At 34.5% G+C, this 25,294-nt stretch carries 21 protein-coding genes; 15 read left to right on the forward strand and 6 right to left on the reverse strand.

Annotated features, from left to right (window positions below):
• Positions 1–211 precede the first annotated feature (211 nt).
• Positions 212–1,504, forward strand: coding sequence for a cbb3-type cytochrome c oxidase subunit I (locus HGO49_RS01060; RefSeq protein WP_026092665.1), 1,293 nt, complete (start codon positions 212–214; stop codon positions 1,502–1,504).
• 117 nt (positions 1,505–1,621) lie between these two features.
• Here the strand turns inward: HGO49_RS01060 and HGO49_RS01065 are convergent, their stop codons facing one another.
• Positions 1,622–2,269, reverse strand: a complete 648-nt coding sequence (locus HGO49_RS01065) for a hypothetical protein (protein WP_017532279.1) — start codon at positions 2,267–2,269, stop codon at positions 1,622–1,624.
• Between the two features lie 149 nt (positions 2,270–2,418).
• Here HGO49_RS01065 and HGO49_RS01070 point away from each other — a divergent pair, with 149 nt between their 5' ends.
• The 8 genes from HGO49_RS01070 (at position 2,419) to HGO49_RS01105 (ending at position 13,759) form a co-directional block, all read left to right on the forward strand.
• On the forward strand, positions 2,419–4,983 hold the full coding sequence (locus HGO49_RS01070; RefSeq protein WP_017532280.1) for a valine--tRNA ligase: 2,565 nt from the start codon (positions 2,419–2,421) through the stop codon (positions 4,981–4,983).
• Between the two features lie 41 nt (positions 4,984–5,024).
• Entirely contained in the window at positions 5,025–5,480 is a 456-nt protein-coding gene (locus tag HGO49_RS01075; RefSeq protein ID WP_237398559.1) for a hypothetical protein, read from the forward strand.
• 204 nt (positions 5,481–5,684) lie between these two features.
• Complete coding sequence (locus tag HGO49_RS01080) at positions 5,685–6,629, forward strand: IS110 family RNA-guided transposase (protein ID WP_017532282.1); 945 nt, start codon at positions 5,685–5,687, stop codon at positions 6,627–6,629.
• A gap of 251 nt (positions 6,630–6,880) precedes the next feature.
• Entirely contained in the window at positions 6,881–8,539 is a 1,659-nt protein-coding gene (locus HGO49_RS01085) for a hypothetical protein (protein WP_017532283.1), read from the forward strand.
• A gap of 49 nt (positions 8,540–8,588) precedes the next feature.
• The gene (locus HGO49_RS01090; RefSeq protein ID WP_096616077.1) at positions 8,589–9,677 is read left to right on the forward strand and encodes an IS481 family transposase; all 1,089 of its coding nucleotides are present in this window, start codon (positions 8,589–8,591) and stop codon (positions 9,675–9,677) included.
• A 214-nt stretch (positions 9,678–9,891) separates the two neighbouring features.
• Entirely contained in the window at positions 9,892–11,058 is a 1,167-nt protein-coding gene (locus HGO49_RS01095) for a coiled-coil domain-containing protein (protein ID WP_026092666.1), read from the forward strand.
• 43 nt (positions 11,059–11,101) lie between these two features.
• Positions 11,102–11,782: an orotidine-5'-phosphate decarboxylase gene (pyrF, locus tag HGO49_RS01100; RefSeq protein ID WP_017532286.1), complete on the forward strand. Its 681-nt coding sequence runs from the start codon at positions 11,102–11,104 to the stop codon at positions 11,780–11,782.
• 891 nt (positions 11,783–12,673) lie between these two features.
• Complete coding sequence (locus HGO49_RS01105; RefSeq protein ID WP_017532288.1) at positions 12,674–13,759, forward strand: phage major capsid protein; 1,086 nt, start codon at positions 12,674–12,676, stop codon at positions 13,757–13,759.
• Between the two features lie 10 nt (positions 13,760–13,769).
• Here the strand turns inward: HGO49_RS01105 and HGO49_RS01110 are convergent, their stop codons facing one another.
• From HGO49_RS01110 to HGO49_RS07525, 3 genes are all read right to left on the reverse strand, one after another.
• The gene (locus HGO49_RS01110) at positions 13,770–14,858 is read right to left on the reverse strand and encodes an IS481 family transposase (protein WP_096616077.1); all 1,089 of its coding nucleotides are present in this window, start codon (positions 14,856–14,858) and stop codon (positions 13,770–13,772) included.
• A 76-nt stretch (positions 14,859–14,934) separates the two neighbouring features.
• The gene (locus HGO49_RS01115; protein ID WP_172758437.1) at positions 14,935–15,525 is read right to left on the reverse strand and encodes a hypothetical protein; all 591 of its coding nucleotides are present in this window, start codon (positions 15,523–15,525) and stop codon (positions 14,935–14,937) included.
• Positions 15,526–15,599: 74 nt separating this feature from the next.
• Positions 15,600–15,719, reverse strand: a complete 120-nt coding sequence (locus HGO49_RS07525) for a phage major capsid family protein (protein WP_202132371.1) — start codon at positions 15,717–15,719, stop codon at positions 15,600–15,602.
• A 46-nt stretch (positions 15,720–15,765) separates the two neighbouring features.
• On the opposite strand from HGO49_RS07525, the gene HGO49_RS01125 reads away from it, so the two are divergent.
• The 5 genes from HGO49_RS01125 to HGO49_RS01145 all read left to right on the forward strand — a co-directional run bounded on the left by HGO49_RS01125 (position 15,766) and on the right by HGO49_RS01145 (position 21,438).
• On the forward strand, positions 15,766–16,854 hold the full coding sequence (locus HGO49_RS01125; RefSeq protein ID WP_096616077.1) for an IS481 family transposase: 1,089 nt from the start codon (positions 15,766–15,768) through the stop codon (positions 16,852–16,854).
• 168 nt (positions 16,855–17,022) lie between these two features.
• Positions 17,023–18,744 carry a hypothetical protein gene (locus HGO49_RS01130; RefSeq protein ID WP_017532289.1) on the forward strand — a complete coding sequence of 574 codons (1,722 nt, stop codon included), beginning with the start codon at positions 17,023–17,025 and terminating at the stop codon, positions 18,742–18,744.
• A 212-nt stretch (positions 18,745–18,956) separates the two neighbouring features.
• The gene (gene dapB / locus HGO49_RS01135) at positions 18,957–19,745 is read left to right on the forward strand and encodes a 4-hydroxy-tetrahydrodipicolinate reductase (RefSeq protein ID WP_017532290.1); all 789 of its coding nucleotides are present in this window, start codon (positions 18,957–18,959) and stop codon (positions 19,743–19,745) included.
• Entirely contained in the window at positions 19,742–20,500 is a 759-nt protein-coding gene (gene pstB, locus HGO49_RS01140; RefSeq protein WP_017532291.1) for a phosphate ABC transporter ATP-binding protein PstB, read from the forward strand. Before dapB ends, pstB begins: the two co-directional genes overlap by 4 nt.
• Positions 20,501–20,568: 68 nt before the next feature.
• A complete protein-coding gene (locus HGO49_RS01145) occupies positions 20,569–21,438 on the forward strand; it encodes an ankyrin repeat domain-containing protein (RefSeq protein ID WP_017532292.1) in 870 nt (289 codons plus the stop codon).
• A gap of 241 nt (positions 21,439–21,679) precedes the next feature.
• Here HGO49_RS01145 and dxr read toward each other — a convergent pair whose 3' ends face one another.
• Both dxr and HGO49_RS01155 read right to left on the reverse strand, forming a co-directional pair.
• Positions 21,680–22,858, reverse strand: coding sequence for a 1-deoxy-D-xylulose-5-phosphate reductoisomerase (gene dxr / locus HGO49_RS01150; protein WP_026092667.1), 1,179 nt, complete (start codon positions 22,856–22,858; stop codon positions 21,680–21,682).
• A gap of 27 nt (positions 22,859–22,885) precedes the next feature.
• Positions 22,886–23,380: a hypothetical protein gene (locus HGO49_RS01155; protein ID WP_017532294.1), complete on the reverse strand. Its 495-nt coding sequence runs from the start codon at positions 23,378–23,380 to the stop codon at positions 22,886–22,888.
• Between the two features lie 318 nt (positions 23,381–23,698).
• Here HGO49_RS01155 and HGO49_RS01160 point away from each other — a divergent pair, with 318 nt between their 5' ends.
• Positions 23,699–25,276, forward strand: coding sequence for a hypothetical protein (locus HGO49_RS01160; protein WP_017532295.1), 1,578 nt, complete (start codon positions 23,699–23,701; stop codon positions 25,274–25,276).
• The last annotated feature ends 18 nt before the right edge of the window (positions 25,277–25,294 follow it).

The raw sequence follows: 25,294 nt of genomic DNA on the forward strand, positions 1-25,294 counted from the left end.
GATTCTCTTACTGTAATAATTTTTATCAAGTATTGATTAAAACACATTTCAATAGCTCAGACTAACGCTGTCAGTAATATTACCATAATATGAAATGGAAATGTACGCAGCATTTTCACGATGAAAGATATTGTTGTAATGTCATTCATTTAAACTATGCATATCAATTTGAAAAATGTACATTGTCTTATGCTATAGTACCTAAAAATAAATGCTCAACATACAAAATAACGCTTCACTTTGCAGGCAATGGATATTCTTGGCAGTACTTGCTCTTGCTTGTTCTGGACTGCTGTCAATAATTGTTATTTTTCTACGATTGCCTTTTATTTCTTCTCTCATTCCTTCCGCACAATATATCTTTGATAATGCACTGGTGATACACGTAAATTTGTCAATTTTGGTATGGATGTGCTCTATAATATCTCTGCTCTTCATCATAAACTTAAAAAACACCAATCATTGGTTTAACTTCTCATGGATTCTCTCAATCCTTTCCATGCTGCTAATGTTTATATCTGCATTTGTTCCAAATACTGAAGTTATCAAAAGTAACTATATACCTGTATTACAAAACAAATTATTTTTACTTGGACTCAGTCTTTTCATTACCAGCATATTGATAAATACAGCTCTAGCCTACATATCAAATAAACAAGACTCATATCTTTCAATCGGACAAATTGGCCTGGTCATTATACTTGTGTCATCATTTCTTTGTGTTGTTTTAGCACATAAAAATATGCCTCCAGGTCTATATCACTCAGACAAGAATTTATTTTATGAATATCTCTTTTGGGGAGGCGGACATTTACTGCAGTTTGCCTTTGCTCAAGCAATGTTTTTAGTTTATTTGATCATACTGAATGCTCGCTATATTAGTCTAAATAAAATTACCATTTTACCACTATTTATAAACACAGTTTTGACCGTAGGTGCGCCGTTTATATACCTTATTTATTCGGCGGATAGTGCTGAATTGATACAGTTTTTTACCTGGCATATGAGAATTGCTGGAGCAGTTCTGCCGTGCTTTTTAACAATATTAGTGTCTTGCAACATAAAAACTCTGCTCAATGATAAGGGCAATTATCTTCTCCACTCGTTTGTATTGTTCATTTATGGAGGTGTGCTTGGAGTACTAACTATTGAAGGAAATGTCACTATCCCTGCTCATTATCACGGTTCTGTGGTTGGTATTACTATAGCTTTTATGAATTTTGTCTACTGGCTGTTACCAAAATTGGGCTGTAAAGAAATAAAAAGCTCCATAGTAAGATTACAGATTTATGCATATAGCTTGGGACATTTTCTCCATATTACTGGCCTTGTTTGGCTTGGTGGATATGGTGCCTTAAGAAAAGTTGCAGATCTGCCAAGTATTTCATCAATGTTAGCACGCACGTGCTTCATTATAGGTGGTGCTATATCAGTTATTGGTGGAATGTTGTTTGTAATAATTGTGCTTTCACATTTGTTAAAAGGCAAAACGCGTACCAACTAACCCACAGAAACAAAACTAAAAATTTTAGTGTGAAATTACTATATTTACTTTGTACTATGGCTTAAACAACCTGCTTCAAATTTGGAAAGGCAGTGAAATGAAAAAAACTATATCAAGCTACACTGAATTCTTATTTGCTACTCCTTGTGGTTCTTGTGTTCCATTTACTTGAGAACTAGGTTGCATTATTAAACCACCAGCTAAGAATGCAGATACTGTTGCTATAACAACGATTAACCACATGTCCAATTTAGTTGTATGTTCAAGTGTAATATACACTACTAACCCAACAGCAAGACCAGTACTAGCAGTAGCGATGTATGTTGCTTTTTCTTTTAGTTGTTTATTTGCTTCATTTTTGGCTCCTAATATTTTCTTTTCTTGCTGTAATTGCTGGATTTGAGTATTTAGTTTATTTTCTTCAGCTTTTAATTCTATATTTTCGTTCTTAGCTGTATTCCTTGCATATTCTAAGGATCTATTTAACCGTTCAGCTCTATCCTTTTTAGTTTGTAAGTCTTTATTTTCCTTCTCTAGCTGCTCAAGTTTATTTATTTTTTGCTTCATTTCACTTTTCATTTCATTTTTTAGTTCATTTCTTATTTTATCTTTTAATGTAGCTACTGCTCCTTCTGGGCTTTTTTTACCTTTTAACTCCAGCACGTCTTCAAGCAATTCTGCTAGATCTATTTTTGCTGGGTGGGGCACATAATATGGGTGAGTTAAAATATCTCTAATCTCTTTTAAGTTGTGAAAGTTAAGCATAATAAACCTCAATACTAAAAATTTATTATGTAATAGATTAAAAATTATAAGATCAAGAAGAATTTGTATCATAAATTAAAACGGTAGACATTAAAATTGCTGTATTCGCTCAATTGTGCTAACTTAAAGCTTAAAACTGAGAAATATTTATGTTAGAAGAAAAATATAGTTTTAGAGAAATTGAAGACAAATACACCGTATTATGGGAAGGTAGCAAGGTTTATAAATGGAATGGTGAAAAGGATAATACTTTCACTATAGATACGCCCCCACCAACGATATCAGGAAAGTTGCATATTGGCCATATATTCAGCTATTGCCACACAGACTTTATTGCAAGGTTTCAGCGTATGCTGGGAAAAGATGTATTTTATCCAATTGGGTTTGATGATAATGGCCTTCCGACTGAAAGGTTAGTTGAGCAAACCTATAAAACCCGCGCAAAAGAAGTTGGCAGAGAAAAATTTATAGAGATGTGCCATGAGGTTATTGAAAAATCAAAGCAAGAATTCAAGGAATTGTTTAAATCAGTTGGCATTAGCTATGACTGGGATTTGGAATACCACACGATCAGCAAGGAAGCTGTGGCACTTTCTCAAATGTCATTCATTGATCTATATAATAAAGAGTATGCATACAGAAAAATGCAACCTATTCTTTGGGACCCAGTCGATAAAACCGCAATTGCGCAAGCGGAAATAGAGGATAAAGTCTTTGAGTCATCTTTGAACACGATAGTTTTTTCCACTGAAAAAAATGAGCAGATTCATATTGCAACTACGCGACCTGAGTTACTTCCTGCATGTGTTGCAGTTTTTTGTCATCCAGAAGATGCACGATATGCCCATCTTATTGGAAAAATAGCCGTAGTGCCAATTACAGAGGCAAAAGTTCCAATAATAGCTGATGATAAGGTCAAAATAGATAAAGGCACTGGGCTTGTTATGTGCTGTACATTCGGTGATGAGCTCGACATATATTGGCAGCAAAAGCATAATCTGCCGGTGACAATTATAATTGATCAGGATGGAAGGATGAATCTGCATGCAGTGTGTGATCAAAAATGGATCCCAGTGTCACGCACTGGGATGACAGGGGAGAAAGATGCCCATTATCAAGCTACTCAGGTGACAGAGGAGACACATGCCGGTGTCATCCGAGTAGCTGACACTGGGATCCATGGACTAAAAGTTAAAGAAGCAAGAAAGAGGATCATTGAAATCCTCAGTGGAAAAGGACTTTTAATAGAAAGCACTAGCATTTCTCATTCTGTTAAATGTGCTGAAAGATCTGGTGTGCCGCTTGAAATATTACCTACTTATCAATGGTTTGTCAAGACTTTAGAGCAAAAAACTCAAGTATTAGATAAAGTGAGTAAATGTAATTGGCATCCAGAATCTATGCGTAAACGTATGGAGGTGTGGATAGAAGGGCTAAGTTGGGATTGGTGCATCTCAAGACAGCGTTATTTTGGTGTACCATTTCCAGTTTGGTATTCAAAACGTAAGGGAGAAGAAGGCAAAATCATTCTAGCTGAAGTAAAGGATTTACCTGTAGATCCACTCAAAGATTTGCCGAAAGGGTATATTAAAGAAGAAGTTACTCCAGATCAAGATGTGATGGATACTTGGGCAACAAGTGCGATCACTCCTCAATTAAGTGCACTGGCAGTAAACAGTGAGCTCGGTTTACCAAGCCATCGGTATGATAAGATATTTCCTGCAGATCTGCGCAGCCAAAGCCATGAGATAATAAGAACTTGGGCTTTTTATACGATTTTGAAGGCACATTATCATGCAGATTCACTGCCGTGGAAAAATATCATGATTAGTGGTTGGTGTTTGGCTGATGATAAAAAAAAGATGAGTAAATCAAAAGGTAATATCATCACTCCTCATGTAATGCTTGAAACCTATGGAGCTGACGTAGTACGCTATTGGGCAGCAAACTCAAGACTTGGAGTTGACACAGTCTACTCTGAAAATATCTTCAAAATTGGCAAACGACTTGTTACGAAACTTTGGAATGCTAGCAAATTTGTTTCCATGTTTATGGAAAAACATCAAGCATTGAGCATAAATTCCATCAGTGAGACGATGGATAAGTGGATATTGTCCAAATTATATAAAGTGATAGAAAAAACGACGAATAACCTATTACAGTTTGAATACTGCGAAGCTTTGAGCGCAATAGAAGAATTTTTTTGGAAAGATTTTTGTGATAATTACTTAGAGTTAGTTAAAAAACGTGCATATGGAGATGCATTGGACAACGAGGCAAACATGAGTGCGAAACAGAGTTTGGCATATGTACTCAATATTATTTTGAGGTTATTTGCACCATTTTTGCCATACATTACAGAGGAAATATATCATCAGTTGTATAGTTATAACTCCGTTCACAATAAAAGTAATTGGCCTAACAAGGAAGAACTTATCTATGATAAGTATTCTGAGGAAATGGGAGATAATTTCGTGCAGATATTAAACCTTGTGAGAAAAATAAAAGCAGATAATAACGTATCAGTTAAGCATCTTATACAAAAGTTGATGATAAAAGCGAGTGTAAAAGAGGATGAGTTAAATTATTCTGCTCAGCATGATTTGCAGTCAGTTTGCAATGCTGAAGTGATAGAATGGGTTGAGAGTACAGAAGCAGAGCTTATAACTGAGAATGGAAAATTTACTGTAAGTTTATTGATTGATGTAACTTAGCATTCGTATTACTATACTAATTATTTAGTTGTGAGGTAATAATGATTGATAATACATATGATAATAAAATTGAAGAACAAAAAGATGATTATCATGACTTCATTCAAAGGTTTTTGTTTTTGCTCGGTAAGATAAAAGAAAAGAATAAATCAATTCACACTGCTGTAGCTAGTTTTCACATATTATCTTTTTTAATAAAATACAATGCCAATTTTAATGAAGATGAAGTGTATAAAGCCGTTATCCAAGATTTCAATAATGTAAAGGAGGCGAGACTAGAGCTTCAAGATAAGGCTAAAAAAGTATTGAATGGATATATTGAAAGTGGTGTTGAAACAGTTTCAATATATGGTAGTTGTGCAGAAGTTAAATTGGGAGCTAATAAAAACAAATTCAAAGTCAGTGAGTTTTTGAATAGTAATTTCTGTCAAGATAATGGAATTATAGGGTTTTCAACTCTGCATAGCAATGGAAAAAATTGTAAGTTAAAAATATGATATAAAGGAGATAAGAGGGAAGATAACCCTACTCACTATAGGAATAGAGTTATCACGGGCGTGTGCGACCGACCAACTGTTGGTATTATAACCGTTCGGATCAAGGTACACTAGCCCATCTCTCGATACGTTTGAATAGTTGCATGGGACATATGTATGCACCCGTTTACAATCTTAAATTAATTAAAACTAATCGAGGTTATTATGATTACATCTTATCAAAATTTTATTGGCATTGATATCGGAAAATTTAAAAATGTTGTTGCAGTTCACAAACAGAAGAATGCTGTCGAATTCGACAATGATACTGCTGGCTGGCAACAATTGTTTCAAGATTTTTCAAATATCTTACCTAATTCTTTAGTAACTCTGGAAAACACTGGAAAATATGAGCTTGGCTTAGCACATTTTCTTGTTGATAAAGATATTGCTGTACATCGAGCTAATACTCGCAAAGTAAAAAGCTTTGTTCTATCTCATGGAACTTTAGCAAAGTCTGATCAATCAGATGCAAGAGCCCTTGCTCAGTATGGGTTTGAACGCTATAGTACTCTATCTCTATTTGCACCTATGTCAAAAGAACAAACAACCTTAGTTGCACTTTGTCAACGTCGTGATGACATTACAAAAATGAGAGCTCAAGAGAAATCTAGGCTTGCAGCACCTGAAAACGACCATATAAAAGAAAGCTGTCAGAAAACTATTGAATTCTTTAATAGCCAGATAGATGAGCTCAACAATACCATACAAAAAATTATTGATGAGAATCCAGAGTTACAAAAGCGCCAAAAAATCCTTAAAACAGTTCCAGGAATAGGTGCAAAATTATCTCAAGATTTTCTGTGTCTAATGCCAGAACTTGGTTATGTAAGTAGGGGAGAAATTGCAAGTCTTGCTGGAGTTGCACCTCATCCGAAAGAAAGTGGTAAAACTATTGGTTATCGCAGAATAAGTGGTGGCAGAAGCAACGTTCGTGAAAAGCTTTTTACAGCTGCGATGTCTGCTTCAAGGTCTAAGTCTGCGCTTGGTGGCTTCTATTCAAGGCTTGTTGGTAAAGGTAAAAAGAAGATGGTGGCTATGACAGCTCTAATGCGTAAAATCATAGTAATTGCCAATGCGAGGCTTAAAGAAGCAGTCAATGTGAATTAAAAAAATCTGCATAGAAAATAGGTTAACGAATATGTGGATAAATACGTCTACACACATTTAAAGTATTTATCCACATATTCGTTAACCATAAGATCTAAGCAGTAACTGTTGTTTGATACAAAATTTTTCTATGATTAAGTTAGGGTTTTTATTGTCAAAAATGCACTTTTTACTCGAATAAAAAACAAAATTACAAACAAAAGTTGTAATGAAACTAAATTCAAAAAATTTTAAAAAACATAGTTGATGGAATGCACGGTTTTGTTTCTGAAGAAGGAATAAGGCACTATGTTGTAACTGATGGTGCATACGAAATGACTCTGAATTGGTGTGATGAGGACGGAAAAAAGTGCACTATTATAATTAATATTGATGCTAATGGTATAGAACTTATCGAGCGTAATCGTGTTACTGATGATCAATTGAAAGCAAATAAAGATGTAAAAATAGGTAACTTATTCTTGTATCAAATAAAATTTAGAAATAAGGAGAAAGGCAATCATAAATCATCTGAGATTGTGATAGAAAATAGTAATAGAAATATTAACATTCAAACAACTCAAGAAATTGAGCGTGGCAGCAAAGAAGCTCAAATAGGCAGTACTAAAATGCAAGACAAAAGTGCACAAGTTGTAGATGACAGCTTAAACGAAAGAATTAATAAATTGGAAAAAGAAAATACAAGATTAACTGGAAATAATCAAACTATATTAGAACAATTACAGCAAAAAATGAGAGAGGTAGAGGAATTAAATGGAAAGGTAAGGGAAAAAGATGAAGTTTTGGCTGAAGTAACACAAAAACTCAAGCAGCTAAGTGATTCGGTAGAGAGTGAATTTGAAAAGAGAAGAGTAGAGAAGGAAGAGTTAGAATCGAAGTTAAGGAAAGCACAAAGAGAGATACAAAAGTTAAGTAAAGAAAAAGCCGAATTAGTGCAAGAAAAGCAAGGCTTGGAAGAATATGCTAAAGTTCTAGTTGTCAAAATAGAAAAACTAACTGATCAAAGAAAGCGATCATATCTTAAACTGGATGAATTAGTGAATAAAAATAGAAGGTTAGAACAAGAATTGAATGATACTAAAAAAGAATTAGATGATAAATATAATCAAATCCAGAGATTAGAAAGTCAATCACATGAATTAGAATCTAAAAAAGTAACAGAATTGATAACATGTTTAGAAAAGAAAGAGAAAAAAATAGCAGAGTTAGAAGCGCAGTTGCAAAAAGAAAGTTCTGAAACTTGTGATTTAATACTTAAATCATCGGATTTAGAAGAAGAAAAAAGACGATTACAAGAAAAATTAGATGAAAAAACTCAAGAAGTGATGAAACTAACTGTAGATTTAGAAGAACTAAGTAATCAATCGGAAGAGAAAGAAACTAAATATTTCAGCAGGATTAAAGAGTTAGAAAAAATTCTTAATAAAGAAAGAAAAAACAGTGAAGAGTTAGAAAATTATAGCATCAATCTGGAGGAAGAAAGTCAAATTCAACATGAAAAGTACAAAGAGTTACTATTTGAGAAGCATTCTATAAAAGAAGAAATTTCAGATTTGAATGATCAATCTTCATTAGTTCATCAGAATCGTGTGAGCTTAGCACAAGATTTGGCAAAAAACATGATATATTTGTTCAAAGAGAATGTAAGAGAAGAAGATAAAGTGATTATATCGCAGGAAACTGTATTAGAGATTTTGAATAGATTGGAGGAATTAATCAAGAATGTTGGAGTCAGTGATCAAGAAATAAAAGGAGTAATTGAAGAAATATCTGTACAAACTAATGATAGCCTTGCTCCTTCAGATATAAGTAATGGAGACTTATCAGCACTACCAAATAAAGAGCTGGTTGAAGCTTCATATTCAGAAGATTTTGGATATTCTAGTTGTATTAAACAAGACTTGATCTGACACTTTAAAAAAGTAAGTTATAAAATAATAAAAGAAAGGAGTGTTAGAAATGAGTACGATACAAACAAAAATACTAAAGCCGAAACTAGGATTGCTAGAGCTAGCAAAACAGCTTGGAAATGTGTCTCAAGCATGCAAGGTTATGGGATATTCAAGGGATACATTTTATAGATTCAAAGAACTATATGAAAATGGAGGAGAAGAAGCGCTGCATGAGATAAGCAAGAAAAAACCACTTATGGCAAACAGAGTCTCTGAAGACATGGAAAGAGCTGTAGTTAATATTGCAACAGAATTTCCTGCATATGGACAACAAAGAGCTGCAAATGAACTGAGAAAAAGGGGCATAATAATCTCTGAAGGTGGAGTGAGATCTGTATGGCTGAGAAATGACCTTGAGACCTTCAAAAAAAGACTGAGGGCTCTTGAGGCAAAAGTTATGCAAGATGGAATAATTCTAACAGAGGAGCAACTTGCGGCTTTAGAAAAAGTTAAAGAACAAAGGGAAGCACATGGTGAAATTGAAACAGAGCATCCAGGTTATTTAGGTTCTCAAGATACTTATTATGTAGGCAACATCAAGGGTATAGGAAGAATCTATCAGCAAACTTTTATTGATACTTATTCGAGAGTGGCTTTTGCTAAGCTTTATACAGATAAAACTGCTATTACCGCTGCTGACTTGCTGAATGATAGAGTAATACCATTTTTTGATGTACAAAGCGTGCCATTATTGCGCATTTTGACCGATAGAGGTACAGAATATTGTGGCAAACCAGAGAATCACGCTTATCAGTTATACTTAGGAATCGAAAATATTGATCACTCAAGAACTAAAGCCAATTCTCCGCAAACTAATGGCATATGCGAGAGATTCCATAAGACTATGCAAGATGAGTGTTACAATATTATTTTTCGCAAGAAAATCTACAATTCTTTGGAAGATCTGCAGATAGATGTTGATCATTGGTTGCGTTCTTATAATGAGACAAGGCCTCATTCAGGCAAATATTGCTATGGCAAAACGCCTACTCAGACTTTTCTTAATAGCAAACACATTGCTTTTCAGAAAAATATTAGTAGCATGAAACAAGAGACTGATATTAGTTTTAACTACCTCAATTCTTCTGTCAGTTAATTCATCCCTGTCAGATTAAGTTGTGTCTAGTACATTCTAGTAGATGTTCTACTCCTAGATGTTCTACTCCCGTCTGATGCCACCTTGTATTTTGAGTTTAGTTAGCATATCAACTAAAGTTTATCACTGGTACAATTGTGATAAGTGTTCTCCTCTACGGGTAAGATAATTTTAATCAATGTATACAAGACTGCTGAAGTTTTGTATATGGGTGATGAGCAATTTACTTAATAAATATAATACATTTTATTTTATAGCTAGTTCTCTGGCTACTCTCACGTTACTTACATCTTTAGCGCTTATTAATGTACCTAGTTCTTTAATTCTCGCTTTAGCTGTATTATCTGTTTTGGCTTTTATGATTTTGTATAAAATAATTATTGACACTAGTAAAGTGGAGAAGAAATTTGCTCACAAAGAGCGTGAGTTGACTCAAGAAAAGCACAATTTATACGAGGAAGAAAGAAAATTTGGTCAAAAAATAGAAGCTGAGAGGAAATCTTTTCTTAAAGAAAAAAAATCTTTGGAGGAGAAATTAGAAGCAAAAATGATCCATATAATTGGAATAACAGACGAATTAGAAAAAGTAACGAAGGAGAAAGATGAGCTTGCTGCACAAGAAAAAGAACTACTCCATAAAATCTCATATTTGTGTAAACAGTTACAGGAAAAAGAAGCTGATCTAACTGAGAGGAAAAAACTTATAATCGAATTGAAAAGAAAAATAGACAATGATAAATATGAGGAATTATATAAGGAAGTAGAGAAATTATCTAAAGAAAAAGAGGAGTTATCTAAGGAAATAGACAAATTACGTAAAGAGAAACATATACTATATATGAAAAAAGAAGAATTACATAAAAGAAAAGAAGAACTTTGTGTGAAATTAGATGAATTACAATGTAAATTTAAAGAAATTGATCAGAAAAATAAAAACTTATCTCAAGAGTTAAAAAGGAAATTTGAAGAGCTAGATAAAGCAGACGGTTTAATTAAAAATCAATCTTTTGAGTTAGACAGAATAAGACAAGATTGTAATAACGAAGTGAAAAATTTAAGAAATTCACTTTTAGAGCGAGACAGTCAAATAAAACAACTTCAATATGTGATAGATAAGATAGAAGAATCGATAAGAGAAAATGAAACAATTAAAGATTATAGCAAAAAAATAATATTAGGGGAGACTCAGAAAATAAAATTTATATTAGGGCAGCTTGTGCAATTCAAGCTAATGAAAGGTTCCAAAACATCGGAGGAAACGTCTGATTCTTTACAGGAAGATCTTGGATATGCCAGTCGTTCACCCACTCCGACCAGATTATCGTGTTCAGTGTCTGTACAAAGCATTGCAAGTGGACCAATCCCTGAATATGGATTGTAAAATGCAACAATTACTCTTATTATAAAAAAAATTATACAAGATAATGAACCCAATAATATGCGCACTGGATACACAAGATTTGAATGAAGCCATATCTTGGGCTAATGGTCTGCGTGATAAGGTTGGCATGGTAAAACTTGGGTTAGAATTTTTTGCTGCACATGGTCCTTCTGGAGTGAGAGAAGTTGCAAAATGCAATGTACCAATTTTTTTAGATCTAAAATTGTATGATATTCCAAACACTGTAGCTAGAACAGTTGAAGCAATAAAAGCTCTAGATGTTGAAATGCTAACATTGCATATCAGTGGTGGAACAAAAATGCTTAAAGAAGCACTAAGTATAGTGCAAGGAAAGAAAATAAAGCTAATTGGAGTAACAGTACTAACTAGTATGGGCAATGAAGATCTGAGTGAACTCGGAGTAGCAAGGGAAGCAAAATCACAGGTAATTTTGCTAGCAAAGCTTGCAAAAAAGATTGGACTACATGGAGTAGTTTGCTCTGCACTAGAAGCTCAAGAAGTGCGCCAAGAATGTGGTAAAGACTTTAAAATTATTACTCCAGGAATCCGTATGAATCGAGGTCATGATGATCAAAAAAGGACAGCAACACCAAAAGAAGCAATAAATTCAGGAGCTGATTATATCGTAATTGGCAGACCAATTACAAAAAGCGGCAATCCCGCAAGTAGTGCAGAATTAATATTGAAATCCCTTACTGATTGAAGCAGGAGAGCGGCAAGGTAGATAAGGTACCATAGAATAAAAGCAACAAACGGTATGTATCCGTTCAGCAGGGTGGCAAAACAAGGTAGACGAGAAAAGATAACTAAATGGGTGTCATCCCAGTGCTTGACACTGGGATCCAGATATAAAAAGTATTTGCAAATTATGCAGTAAACAATAGTCCTTAAGGACATATGTCAAAAACAATGTCCAAAAACTAGATCCCAGTGTCAAGCACTGGGATGACATCATAGACACGCAAAGCTACTTGTTTCAAAAACAGTATGTTAAACTAATTTTGCCTCGAACACAAAGGCAGTGCTTGACACTGTTTACTATGCAAATTGCCACAATGTTCGTACAGCTGTGACTGAAATGATAAAAAGAGGATAATTAAAGGATACCATTTATTGTTTTGGCAAATTTGTACAGCTACGTACTTTATTTGCACATTCTTCTGAACAGATACGCAGCGAAAAAAAATGCTTGACACAAAAAATGGATGCTGTATAGTGCTAACAATTAAGTATAATATTTACCGTGGTGTAATACTACACTGCTTTTTTTTACTTCAACAAGTAATCAGTATAATTTTTCTCTCGTTACCAAGCGCCTTACGTTTATTTGTATCTACCATGAAGCCAATGCTGGAATCCAGAAAAAAGACCGGTGAATGGCAGTATACATATACAGTTGTATGAACGTTGTTTACCATGAGGGCGCCTCCCAGCACTGGGATCCATATTGTAAACAAGCGTTTGAGTTATACTAAGCTGCCATTCACCGGTCTTTTTTCTGAATGCAGTTTGCATAACAACGAAAAGGTACTGAGATTAAAGATTACCTTCAAATTACAATACTATTCTAATTTTATTTTTAAAGGAGGCTATTATGTCACTTACTGATATCGCTCACCGTGTTAATGAACTCGCTTCATCATGGGAGCAATTTAAATTAATAAATGATCGCAAACTAAAAGAAATCGAAAGCAAAGGACCTGAGCAGCTATGCAAGATAAATAGTAATATTGATAATTGCAAAGAGCGCTTAGATTTTATTGAAACTTCAGCTCAACGTCCAGAAATTAGCACAGATTTTAACATGGGTGATAAATATTTTTCTGATTATATCCGCAAAGGAATGGAAAACAGGTTATCACACAAAACCCTAAGTGGAGATGACAATGATATTGGAGGGTATTTAGTTACTCCTCATATTGTAAAACGCATAAACAAGCGTATAGCTGATTCATCTCCAATGCGGCAGATATGTTCTAGTGAAAGAATCTCTACTGAAACATTGGATTATATTATAGAGGATTGTGACCGTGCTGGTGCAGGTTGGAGTGGTGAAGTCGTAGAGGACGAAGATGGTGGCTATAAATCTAAGTATGATTTTACACAAGACACAAGTACACCTAAAATTCAAAAGATTTCCATCACAACTTATGAGCTCTATGCTCAGCCGCAAATATCACAAAAATTGCTCGATGATGCATTTGTCAATGTTGAAAGTTGGCTTGTAGAAAAGGTTGCCGAAACTTTCAGTAAGAAAGAGAATGAAGCCTTTATTAAAGGTGATGGCACTTTTCAGCCTAAAGGAATTTTAGCTTACGAAGATAAAATAGAGCAAATCAAAGCTGATAAGCTAGACAGCGACGCCATAATGATATTGTACTACTCTCTAAATGAACATTACTCTAAAAATGCATCATTTTTAATGAACAGGAGTACGTTAAAGGACGTGAGGCTACTAAAATCTGAAACAGGTCAGTATCTTTGGCAGCCGAGTTTATCGCTTGAAACACCAGATACTTTGATGGGAATACCAGTATATCAATCTGCTGATATGCCACCTACAATGATTGCAGTAGCGGATTTCAAACAAGCTTATAAGATCGTAGATAACAGAGGAATGAGAATACTTAGAGACCCTTATACAAACAAACCTTTGTGTACTAGACACAACTTAATCTGACAGGGATGAATTAACTGACAGAAGAATTGAGGTAGTTAAAACTAATATCAGTCTCTTGTTTCATGCTACTAATATTTTTCTGAAAAGCAATGTGTTTGCTATTAAGAAAAGTCTGAGTAGGCGTTTTGCCATAGCAATATTTGCCTGAATGAGGCCTTGTCTCATTATAAGAACGCAACCAATGATCAACATCTATCTGCAGATCTTCCAAAGAATTGTAGATTTTCTTGCGAAAAATAATATTGTAACACTCATCTTGCATAGTCTTATGGAATCTCTCGCATATGCCATTAGTTTGCGGAGAATTGGCTTTAGTTCTTGAGTGATCAATATTTTCGATTCCTAAGTATAACTGATAAGCGTGATTCTCTGGTTTGCCACAATATTCTGTACCTCTATCGGTCAAAATGCGCAATAATGGCACGCTTTGTACATCAAAAAATGGTATTACTCTATCATTCAGCAAGTCAGCAGCGGTAATAGCAGTTTTATCTGTATAAAGCTTAGCAAAAGCCACTCTCGAATAAGTATCAATAAAAGTTTGCTGATAGATTCTTCCTATACCCTTGATGTTGCCTACATAATAAGTATCTTGAGAACCTAAATAACCTGGATGCTCTGTTTCAATTTCACCATGTGCTTCCCTTTGTTCTTTAACTTTTTCTAAAGCCGCAAGTTGCTCCTCTGTTAGAATTATTCCATCTTGCATAACTTTTGCCTCAAGAGCCCTCAGTCTTTTTTTGAAGGTCTCAAGGTCATTTCTCAGCCATACAGATCTCACTCCACCTTCAGAGATTATTATGCCCCTTTTTCTCAGTTCATTTGCAGCTCTTTGTTGTCCATATGCAGGAAATTCTGTTGCAATATTAACTACAGCTCTTTCCATGTCTTCAGAGACTCTGTTTGCCATAAGTGGTTTTTTCTTGCTTATCTCATGCAGCGCTTCTTCTCCTCCATTTTCATATAGTTCTTTGAATCTATAAAATGTATCCCTTGAATATCCCATAACCTTGCATGCTTGAGACACATTTCCAAGCTGTTTTGCTAGCTCTAGCAATCCTAGTTTCGGCTTTAGTATTTTTGTTTGTATCGTACTCATTTCTAACACTCCTTTCTTTTATTATTTTATAACTTACTTTTTTAAAGTGTCAGATCAAGTCTTGTTTAATACACTTTTAGAAAGTTGGTATAATAAGTTTTGACTTCATAAGTTGTTCTTTAGATGGATTATTTATGAACTTACTAGGTTCTTCTGAGCTTAGTACCTTGCTATCACTTGCAGGCACTTTAGATGTAGAACTTGCAATTTCAGGTTTCTGAGATATTTGATCTATATTACCAACTGTACTCTTACTATTTAAACCCAACATCTTTTTCATTCCTTCTAACTCACAAGACAAAGTTTTACCATCATCTACCGAGTCCACTATAAAGGATGACGAATTACTGTTTGTAACAACAAGTTTGCTATAAGCAATTTTGAACATAGCTTTGTCACGTTTGACATTTATATGATATTTTGATGAATCGTTACAATTAATATTTCTCCAATCCATAACTTCTGACATATTCTTATTACTTATATGCAGTACTAACTGCTTATTACCATTTTCTTTAATAACACCCCAATCATTGGATTCACCCTTCACTAGTTCAATTACACTATTTTTTTGCGGTTTACTAGACCACAAGTTTTTAATGCTGTTCCAGATTGATGCAATACCTCCTGCAATCGACTGAAAAAAGTTTTTTATTTTTTCTAACATATTTTACTCCTTAAATTAATAATAATTTAATTATTACATAAAAAGTATAATATGTCAACTATTTCATAAAAATTTTAGTACTTGCTCGCAATTTTCAACAATTTAATAGCACTGGTGTTGACAACCTCCCCACCGACACGCTTAGTGACAAAAAATCTAACATAAGGTGTATTAAACAAGACTTGATCTGACACTTTAAAAAAGTAAGTTATAAAATAATAAAAGAAAGGAGTGTTAGAAATGAGTACGATACAAACAAAAATACTAAAGCCGAAACTAGGATTGCTAGAGCTAGCAAAACAGCTTGGAAATGTGTCTCAAGCATGCAAGGTTATGGGATATTCAAGGGATACATTTTATAGATTCAAAGAACTATATGAAAATGGAGGAGAAGAAGCGCTGCATGAGATAAGCAAGAAAAAACCACTTATGGCAAACAGAGTCTCTGAAGACATGGAAAGAGCTGTAGTTAATATTGCAACAGAATTTCCTGCATATGGACAACAAAGAGCTGCAAATGAACTGAGAAAAAGGGGCATAATAATCTCTGAAGGTGGAGTGAGATCTGTATGGCTGAGAAATGACCTTGAGACCTTCAAAAAAAGACTGAGGGCTCTTGAGGCAAAAGTTATGCAAGATGGAATAATTCTAACAGAGGAGCAACTTGCGGCTTTAGAAAAAGTTAAAGAACAAAGGGAAGCACATGGTGAAATTGAAACAGAGCATCCAGGTTATTTAGGTTCTCAAGATACTTATTATGTAGGCAACATCAAGGGTATAGGAAGAATCTATCAGCAAACTTTTATTGATACTTATTCGAGAGTGGCTTTTGCTAAGCTTTATACAGATAAAACTGCTATTACCGCTGCTGACTTGCTGAATGATAGAGTAATACCATTTTTTGATGTACAAAGCGTGCCATTATTGCGCATTTTGACCGATAGAGGTACAGAATATTGTGGCAAACCAGAGAATCACGCTTATCAGTTATACTTAGGAATCGAAAATATTGATCACTCAAGAACTAAAGCCAATTCTCCGCAAACTAATGGCATATGCGAGAGATTCCATAAGACTATGCAAGATGAGTGTTACAATATTATTTTTCGCAAGAAAATCTACAATTCTTTGGAAGATCTGCAGATAGATGTTGATCATTGGTTGCGTTCTTATAATGAGACAAGGCCTCATTCAGGCAAATATTGCTATGGCAAAACGCCTACTCAGACTTTTCTTAATAGCAAACACATTGCTTTTCAGAAAAATATTAGTAGCATGAAACAAGAGACTGATATTAGTTTTAACTACCTCAATTCTTCTGTCAGTTAATTCATCCCTGTCAGATTAAGTTGTGTCTAGTACATCTAAAGAGTATCTTTTCTTCACAAAAGAGCACCTCCTTTGGTGCTCTTTTTCTTTATAAGTTTTCTCCATAGGGAAAATTGACAAATTAAATTTTATATGTAATAATTAAGTAAATTCATTAAGGAGTAAACTATGTGGAAAAGTATACAAAAGCTTTTTAAATGGATTGCTGATCACACAGGAATTTCATGGATTGCAAAAAAAGTTTTATCAGGTTGGAATTGGTTATTTAGCAGTAAAGCAAATGCTGCTCAAGAAAATATATCACCAAAGAGACCTTCAGATGAGAATGTAAATAAAAATAATACGTTGCCAAAAACTCTAGATGGTAATCAACTAATACTGCCAAAGCAGATAGATAGACCCAAAGTTTGTCTTGAAGTTATCGATGGTGAACTACTATTAACTATGATAAATAAAAATTATACAATCCTTGAAGAGAAACATAAAAATCCATATCAATATGATGAATTTCATGCATTTGTAAGATGTGACAGTGGAGATTTTCATATTACTGGTCCTTATCGCTCACAGAAAAATATAGGTGTTGAGAGGAAGTCTGTGTCAATAACTTCAGTAAATAAACAAAGTGATGAAGGTTCTGTATTAAGTAATCCATTAGAAATGATACGTGTATTGGGCTTAGGTAAAAACAAAGAGTTCGTTAAAGTGGATAAGATAAATTACAAGCCATTAAAAACAAAAAAAACATCAGTATTAGGTGAGCTTGAATTTGAAGGGAATAACTTTTGGTTAAATTTGGAAGAGTGTATAAACATTAAGGATTATAAAAGTAGTTTAACCAAGGACGCATATCATCCTAAGTTTCTTGTATATCTAAAGTATAATAAAAGAGAATATTGCATTACTGGGAGGAGTGTTAATTCTCCTAAGTTTGCTAAACATTTAATTGTAGAATCGATAATAGAGAAGAACGAAGATGGGAAGTATATCGATAGCGATAAAATATTAGTGCAAGACGATATTGAGCATGTGAAAAAAATGTTAGGATTGGGAATTGGTACAACAAATGTTAAAGTAGATAGTATATCTAATCAGCCGTTTGGAGTTAAAACACCTACTACTACGGCACAACAACCGATTAACAATACACCTGTTGATCGACTAACATCATTGGCAGTAACAAGAGAATCTTCTACTATCAACATTTTTAACGGAAACTTAGAACTACGTCTTGCAGATGATATTCAACAAAATCTAGAGGATTATAAGCATCCAAAAAAGGAGGGTAAATATCGTATAAAAATACACTGCAATAAAAGTGATTTTAACATTAATTTTAGTAAAAGAGATAATGATGATGGTTCCGTATCTCTAATTATTAATATGCTACAAAAAGATAAACGCGAACTTTGTCAGGTAGCGCAAATGAAAAAGTTCTTGGGCTTCAAGAAGGGGTCAACATTTGTTGTAATAGATTCTATTGAAAGTTTTAAAGCGCGTGGCGTGCCAAGCTCAGAAACTACTAGTCTGGAAGCAAAGAACGCTAACTGTAATAAATCTCTCTTAGTTAATGCACATAAAGAAAAAGATGAGCATAATACTGATGCTAGTAACAAGATAATACAGCAAGAGGTTGATAATGAGGATAATGAACAAGAGGAGTTTTATGATGCAGAAGAGGAATTAGATGGTGATTTTCATGATGCATTAGACACATTGTTTATTCCAGAAGAAGCAAAATTGGAGTTTTCTCAAGAATTATCTAACTACTTATCAAAAGCAAAAAGCTCAGAAATAAGAAGATTGCTTTGCGATGAAGTAGTACCAAATTCGTTACTTATTCGACTAACAGTTGACGAAAAGTTTGCTAGTAATAATCGTTCTTGCTAGTTAATTTCACAAAAGAGCATCTTCTTTGGTGCTCTTTTTTTCTTTATACGTTTTCTCCATAATTGACTAATTACAATTTGTATCTTCCTCGTATCAATTTTCAATAGATTTATCGATGTATAGCTATAGTTTTATCAGTGTAAGGCTAAATATGCTAAGCTTATAAAGATGACAAAGCTTCAAAAAAAGCCTAACATAGTGGAAAAAGCTTTATGAAAATCAAAGTTGGAGTAATAGGCTGCTTAGGCAGAATGGGTAAGAAAATACTCAATGAATTAATTACGAATACCAAAGTGGAAGTAGCAGGTGCTGTTGCTCGCTTGGGCAGTGAGTATATAGGCTTAGATATTGGGCCTATTGTAGGCAATAATTGCAATTTAGGAATCAAAGTTACAAGTTCTATTAGTGAGGTATTTGAATCGTCCGATGTTGTAATAGATTTTACAACTAAAGAATGTATGCTAGACTGCCTTAAGGCGGCCGTGAAATTTAAAAAACCGCTAGTTAGTGGCACAACTGGAATAGAAGGTCTAAATTTAAAAGAATATGCTGCTAAAGTTCCAATATTATGGTCAGCAAATATGAGTATAGGAGTTAATGTGTTGCTGAAATTGGTCAAAGAAGCTGCCAAGCTTTTAGGTAATGAGTATGACGTTGAAATTTGGGAAATGCATCACAATTTAAAAAAGGATTCACCATCTGGAACAGCTATAGAGTTTGGTAAAGCAGTTGCTAACGCTGCAAAAGTGGATTTTGAGCTCAATCAATATTCACATAATAATTCAAATATAAGAGGGAAAGGAGGAATAGGCTTTGCAGTATCTCGCGGAGGTGGAGTAATAGGAGATCACAGTGTCATGTTTGTCAATTCCGATGAACGAGTAGAATTAAATCACAAGGCAATTGATCGTACAACGTTTGCTAGAGGGGCTATTCAAGCAGCAATATGGTTGTGCGAGAATAAAACTCCAGGACTTTATTCAATGCAGGATTTAGTATGAACGATAAATACGCTTTCGTTAAAAATTTAAATCTTTGGTATGGCTCTAAACAAGTTTTATTCGATATAAATTTGAATATTTGCAAAAAGAAAGTCACAACTTTTATCGGACCTTCTGGGTGCGGTAAATCGACATTTTTGCGTTGTTTCAATCGTATGAATGATTACGTACCTGAATGTAGAGCGACTGGTGAACTGGTAATCGATGGGCTGGGTAATATATATTCACGTGATATGGATGTTGTATTGCTCAGAGCAAAAGTTGGTATGGTATTTCAAAAACCCAACCCTTTTCCAAAATCAATATATGATAATGTTGCTTATGGGCCTAAATTGCATGGCATGGTGAAAAATAAGCAAAAATTAGATGAAATAGTAGAAAGTAGTTTAACTAAGGTTGGTTTATGGGAAGAGTTGAAAGATAGATTGCAAGATAGTGCACTAAATTTATCTGGTGGCCAGCAACAAAGATTATGCATTGCTCGTGCAATTGCAGTAAAGCCAACTATTTTATTAATGGATGAACCATGCTCTGCTCTTGATCCAATGGCAACCAATGCAATCGAAAATCTTATACAAGAATTGAAATTGAGGTTCACCATAATTATGGTAACTCATTCGATGAAGCAAGCTAAAAAATTATCTGACAGCATAGTTTTCTTTTGCAATGGCAAGATTGTTGAATTCGGAAGTACTCAAGAAATCTTTGAAAATGCTCAGTCTCCTTTAACGAAGGAGTATATTCTGGATCATTAGCTTAATAGTTGATATTTTAATTTTTTCTATGTATAATTTTATCAAGTTTGTTGTGATAGGAGGTTAAAATGTTTTGTACAAGTGAGGCAACAAAAAAGTTGTTTAAAGCTATTGAATTTCAAAATGTTAGTGATGAAAACATAGCACCTGAGGAAGCTTGGAATCATTTTCAACAAGCATTGAAAGAAGGAGCGAATGTTAACGCTTTTGAAGATGGAATGACACCTTTGATGTGCATTGCTTCAGCTTTTGTTGCTAGTACTAACGAAGAACAGCAATCTTTAGAGCTTATGGCTAAGTTGCTTGTAGAGCATAAAAAAATTGATGTAAATATTAAAAGCAAGCAAGCTGTTATTGAGAGAAGACCAAAGGAACATGATGGTTATCCAGTGTACGAATTTGAGGAGAGAGAAGTATTAGATAGGAGTCCATATCTTCGCTGCATATACCTTGACAATTCACAACCTGTTAATGAAGGATTTATACCTCAAAATTATGCTCGTGCAGAGGAGGCAATTAAGACCGGCAAGAAGGAAAAAAATACAGCTCTACACATTGCTTGCATGTTGGGAAATGTGGACATGGTAAAAATATTACTTACACATCCAAAGATCAAAACTAATATTAAAAACTATGAAAACAAAAATCCAAAAGATTGTATTGCAGAACATGTTAAGGAAATAATAGAACCAGAGTTCATAAAGATAGAGAAAAGGAATCAGATTTTAGAACCAGCCACTCAAAAAAGTAATTGTGCTTATACTTTGTTGTTAACTGGAGCACTTGCTGTTGGTCTATGTTTCGTAGTTGACAACCCAGTTCCGCTTGCTGCAGCTGCATTGCTGTTCTTTGCAATAGGGTGTGGTTGTCTGTATAGAGCAAATACAGTTCTTAACGATGTAAATTTCTCTCAGGTTGATTTCGAACATGCTAAGTGATTTATCTGTTCAGGTAAGGTGTCATTCCAGCACTTGATGCTGGTTTTCATTTAATCTCATTGAATTTAGCATAAGCTTTGTAAATTTTTCTAGATCCCAGTGTCAGCTACTAGGATGACATTATGGAAATCTGGATCACGTTGTCAGCTACTAGGATGACAAAAAGGCAAGGTATTGAGATGACAGGAGTATGAAATGGGGCTACTTGACCATTTAGTTGTCTTTTCTCGTCTACCTTATTTTACCACTCTGCTGAACGGATACCTTTACTTTTTATGATTTCATTGGCAAGAATACGGCTTTCAAAGTTAATGCTGATTATATCAGATAGTGAGTTAATATCAGAGTACTTGTCAAAGTTTTCTATTGTTGATTTTACTACCTCTACTACTTCTAAAAAGCCGATTCGTGACTTCAAAAATTCGTTAACAGCTATCTCATTTGCAGCGTTCAAAACAATACTATTTGTATGTGGAGAAGAGGAATTTAACACTTCCATGCTTAGCTTTAGTGCAGGAAAAAGTTTATGATCTGGTTCTTGAAAGGTCAATTTTTTTTGTTTTGTTAAGTCTAACTTGTAGTTCAAAGTTGATCTTTCTGGCCAAGACAAAGCATATGCAATGGGAATTTCCATATCAGTTTCTGCAAGCACAGCAAAGCTGAATCCATCGTGATAAACGACAATTCCATGTACTATCGATTCAGGATGCACTGTTGCTTCAATTCTATTTGGACTGATATTGAACAAATGATATGCTTCTATTATTTCTAGTGCTTTATTCATCATTGTTGCACTATCAACTGAGATTTTCTTTCCCATTTTCCAAGTAGGGTGACTTAGTGCCTGATTTACTGTGATATTTCTTAATTGTTCAAGGCTATAATTTAAAAATGGTCCACCAGAGGCAGTGAGTATAATCTTTTCTACACATTTATCATCATTTTGCAAAACTTGAAAAATTGCGTTGTGTTCAGAGTCGATGGGGATTATTTGTACGCTCCTTTCTTTAGCTTTTTCAAGCAGTAACTTGCCACCACAAACAATGCTTTCTTTATTTGCTAGGGCAATAACTTTAGTACCACTTTCTATAACCTTTATAACTGGCTCAAGGCCTGCGATGCCAACTATTGCAATAACTGAGAGATCAACAGGTAGAGAAGCAACATTTGCTAGACCTGGAGCACCAACTTCTACTTTGACGTTTGTACCAAGCAGATCTTCTTTTAAATCTTTGTAGAACCTTTCATCAGAAATGGCAGCATATTTTGCATTAAGCAGTTTTGCTTGGTGTGCTAGTAGAGCAAAGTTAGAATTGGCACTTAGTGCTTCCACCTGATATTCTTCCTTTCTCTTTGAGAGCAAATCTACAGTCTTTTTTCCAATGCTTCCTGTTGATCCTAAAACTGAAACTTTTTTCACTAATGACAATAAAATCTTCTTAGTTATTTAGTAACCAAGCTCATGATCATCACCAACAGATGGTGAAGGACCAGGTGAAAAAGATTGGCCATGATGATCACCTGCATCATGCATATCATGCAAACCATCGGCACTTTGAGCTATTTCATTGTTAGAATGGGGATAATCATCCGGATGATGCCCCTCATCACCGTAGTCCATACCCATTCCTTCTGATGGCATATCTTCTCCACCACCACCTGAAAAATATTCAGCAAGACTTTCAAGAAATTTTATGCCAAACATATTACCTGATTTCCCAAATAACGTTACTAGACTGCTACCACTTACCAAACCTTCAAACACATTATTATAAGCAGCAATTGCTCCTTCATGAAAGTTGAACATCCACTTCATTCCATCCACAATTGTTGCAACAGAGTCACTATGACCAAGACCGAGACCACTTTTCTCACTAGCAGCTTCCTGGTGTTGCTGCTGTGCCTGCCATTCTGCAATATTTGGACCTTGTGCTTCACTCATAAACTTTTATTCTAAGCCTTAAGCTATTATTTTACCAAAAACACTGTAAAATATCAATTGTTTAAGAGAGGTTATCTAAAAATAGCTGATACTCAGCTATTTTTATGATTCTGATTACTCTATACCAAAACATCGATGATGTGCTGTGGTAACAAAGTGATGACTTGAGGTTTAAGACAGCTTCTATTTCTTCTTAGAAGACTGCTCCTCTCTCTTTCCTTTTTATTTTATTATCTTAATATAAACTTACTCATAAATTATTGACAGATACTAATAATTTAATTATTATTAGTACTATATTCATAATGAGGAAGAAAAATGCTTACTAATAATAATAACACACCATCATCAGCTCCGCCACCACCCCCACCTCCACCACCTGCAGATTGGGGAAAAAATTGGAAGCCAGCGAAAAATAACGATAAAAATGAAAACACTCTTGGTAGTACTCCATCAAAAACCAGCAATAGCACTCAATTAAAAAGAGGTCTATCTGAGGTTTCTAATCCAAATCTTTTTGAAGAGTTGAAAAATAATTCAAAATTCAAGAAAGCAAATAATGCGAGTGACAAAACTGCAGATAAAGGAAGCAAGAATAGTATTCATGTTAAGAATCCAGAAACCAGAAATAGCGCTCAGTCAAAAGAAGAAGATAATGCGAGTGACAAAACTAAAAATGACAGAAGCAATACTAAACAGGTTGTGCCGAAAAAACCTATGACTGGACAACATAATGGTGTACAGTCTGATAGTGAAAATCAAAAGTCATCTGGCTTAAAATATTCAATTGCTATTTTGTTATTGTGTACATCCGGTCCTGTAGCTGGAGTATACACGTATTTCATCATTTCAGCGGTATTAAGTAGTGCTGCAGTGCCAGTGTCTTCTGCAGTTATTGCTTTTGTTTCTGCATTGGTTATGTTGAGCTTAGCTGCATATCTTATCAATTCACACATTTCTGCAATAAACAGCGAGAAAGGAGTTGATCCTGGTAGAAAACAATCACAAGATTTACAGAAAGCAAAAGGACTTGAACACAGCAATAGTGCTAATACTCCTACATCATCACTTCCAGTAATGTCTGGAACACCCAGTGCACCGCCACCACCACCTCCTCCACCTGAGAAATCAAACGATCTGTCTACAGCACAAAGGGTAATAAGAAAAAATAGCCCTAGTGATGCTAATCAAAAAGATGTGCAGCAAAAACAATCTGGTATTCCATTAGATGATCGAAGCAATCTACTTGAAGAGATTAAAAAAGGTACTACTTTGAAACAAGTTTCAGACGAACAGAAAAAAAATTATCTTCCTGAAGATGGAAAGCAAGAGAGCAACGTACAATTGCGAAACACAGGAGCACATCAAGTAAGGAAAGTTGAAAGTCAAAAAACTGACAAAGAGCCAAGCAATAGCGAGAGTATGCAACAAATGAATAGTCTTGCAATAGCAATTCAAAAACAAAGAGGAAAAAGTGGTTTTCAAAATGAACAGCTAGATTCCTTAGACGAAAATGATCACCAAGAGGATTCTCTTTTTTGTCTTGAAGAAGAACAATTTAAACCGGCCAGTCAAGAGCAAAAGAAGTGCGTACAACAGCCAGACGCAGCATTATCCATACTCAAGGATAAGTGTATGGAAACTAAATTTTTACAACCAGAGAGCCCTATTAATAATTTATCGAGCAATAGTGGTAATGTACCTGATGATGAAGATTGGGAAACACAACCATATTCTATGCCTTACATTCACCCTAGAGAGAAAATGGAGGATAGGCATAATCATAATTGCTCAGCTTCTTCTCCAACAAAAATGAATAATGTGGAGCTAGCAAGTAGTGATATGCAAGAACCATTTACTGTTTCTGTTAAGGACTGCCGAAAGAAATTTGAATAATAAGAAAATGTCAAGAAA

It is taken from the genome of Wolbachia endosymbiont of Diaphorina citri, from assembly GCF_013096535.2.
Lineage (GTDB): Bacteria > Pseudomonadota > Alphaproteobacteria > Rickettsiales > Anaplasmataceae > Wolbachia.

Coding starts and splice junctions, on each gene's coding strand:
- HGO49_RS01060 (WP_026092665.1), top strand. CDS start 212: ATGCTCAACATACAAAATAACGCTTCACTTTGCAGGCAATGGATATTC.
- HGO49_RS01065 (WP_017532279.1), bottom strand. CDS start 2,269: ATGCTTAACTTTCACAACTTAAAAGAGATTAGAGATATTTTAACTCAC.
- HGO49_RS01070 (WP_017532280.1), top strand. CDS start 2,419: ATGTTAGAAGAAAAATATAGTTTTAGAGAAATTGAAGACAAATACACC.
- HGO49_RS01075 (WP_237398559.1), top strand. CDS start 5,025: ATGATTGATAATACATATGATAATAAAATTGAAGAACAAAAAGATGAT.
- HGO49_RS01080 (WP_017532282.1), top strand. CDS start 5,685: ATGATTACATCTTATCAAAATTTTATTGGCATTGATATCGGAAAATTT.
- HGO49_RS01085 (WP_017532283.1), top strand. CDS start 6,881: ATGCACGGTTTTGTTTCTGAAGAAGGAATAAGGCACTATGTTGTAACT.
- HGO49_RS01090 (WP_096616077.1), top strand. CDS start 8,589: ATGAGTACGATACAAACAAAAATACTAAAGCCGAAACTAGGATTGCTA.
- HGO49_RS01095 (WP_026092666.1), top strand. CDS start 9,892: ATGAGCAATTTACTTAATAAATATAATACATTTTATTTTATAGCTAGT.
- pyrF (WP_017532286.1), top strand. CDS start 11,102: ATGAACCCAATAATATGCGCACTGGATACACAAGATTTGAATGAAGCC.
- HGO49_RS01105 (WP_017532288.1), top strand. CDS start 12,674: ATGTCACTTACTGATATCGCTCACCGTGTTAATGAACTCGCTTCATCA.
- HGO49_RS01110 (WP_096616077.1), bottom strand. CDS start 14,858: ATGAGTACGATACAAACAAAAATACTAAAGCCGAAACTAGGATTGCTA.
- HGO49_RS01115 (WP_172758437.1), bottom strand. CDS start 15,525: ATGTTAGAAAAAATAAAAAACTTTTTTCAGTCGATTGCAGGAGGTATT.
- HGO49_RS01125 (WP_096616077.1), top strand. CDS start 15,766: ATGAGTACGATACAAACAAAAATACTAAAGCCGAAACTAGGATTGCTA.
- HGO49_RS01130 (WP_017532289.1), top strand. CDS start 17,023: ATGTGGAAAAGTATACAAAAGCTTTTTAAATGGATTGCTGATCACACA.
- dapB (WP_017532290.1), top strand. CDS start 18,957: ATGAAAATCAAAGTTGGAGTAATAGGCTGCTTAGGCAGAATGGGTAAG.
- pstB (WP_017532291.1), top strand. CDS start 19,742: ATGAACGATAAATACGCTTTCGTTAAAAATTTAAATCTTTGGTATGGC.
- HGO49_RS01145 (WP_017532292.1), top strand. CDS start 20,569: ATGTTTTGTACAAGTGAGGCAACAAAAAAGTTGTTTAAAGCTATTGAA.
- HGO49_RS01155 (WP_017532294.1), bottom strand. CDS start 23,380: ATGAGTGAAGCACAAGGTCCAAATATTGCAGAATGGCAGGCACAGCAG.
- HGO49_RS01160 (WP_017532295.1), top strand. CDS start 23,699: ATGCTTACTAATAATAATAACACACCATCATCAGCTCCGCCACCACCC.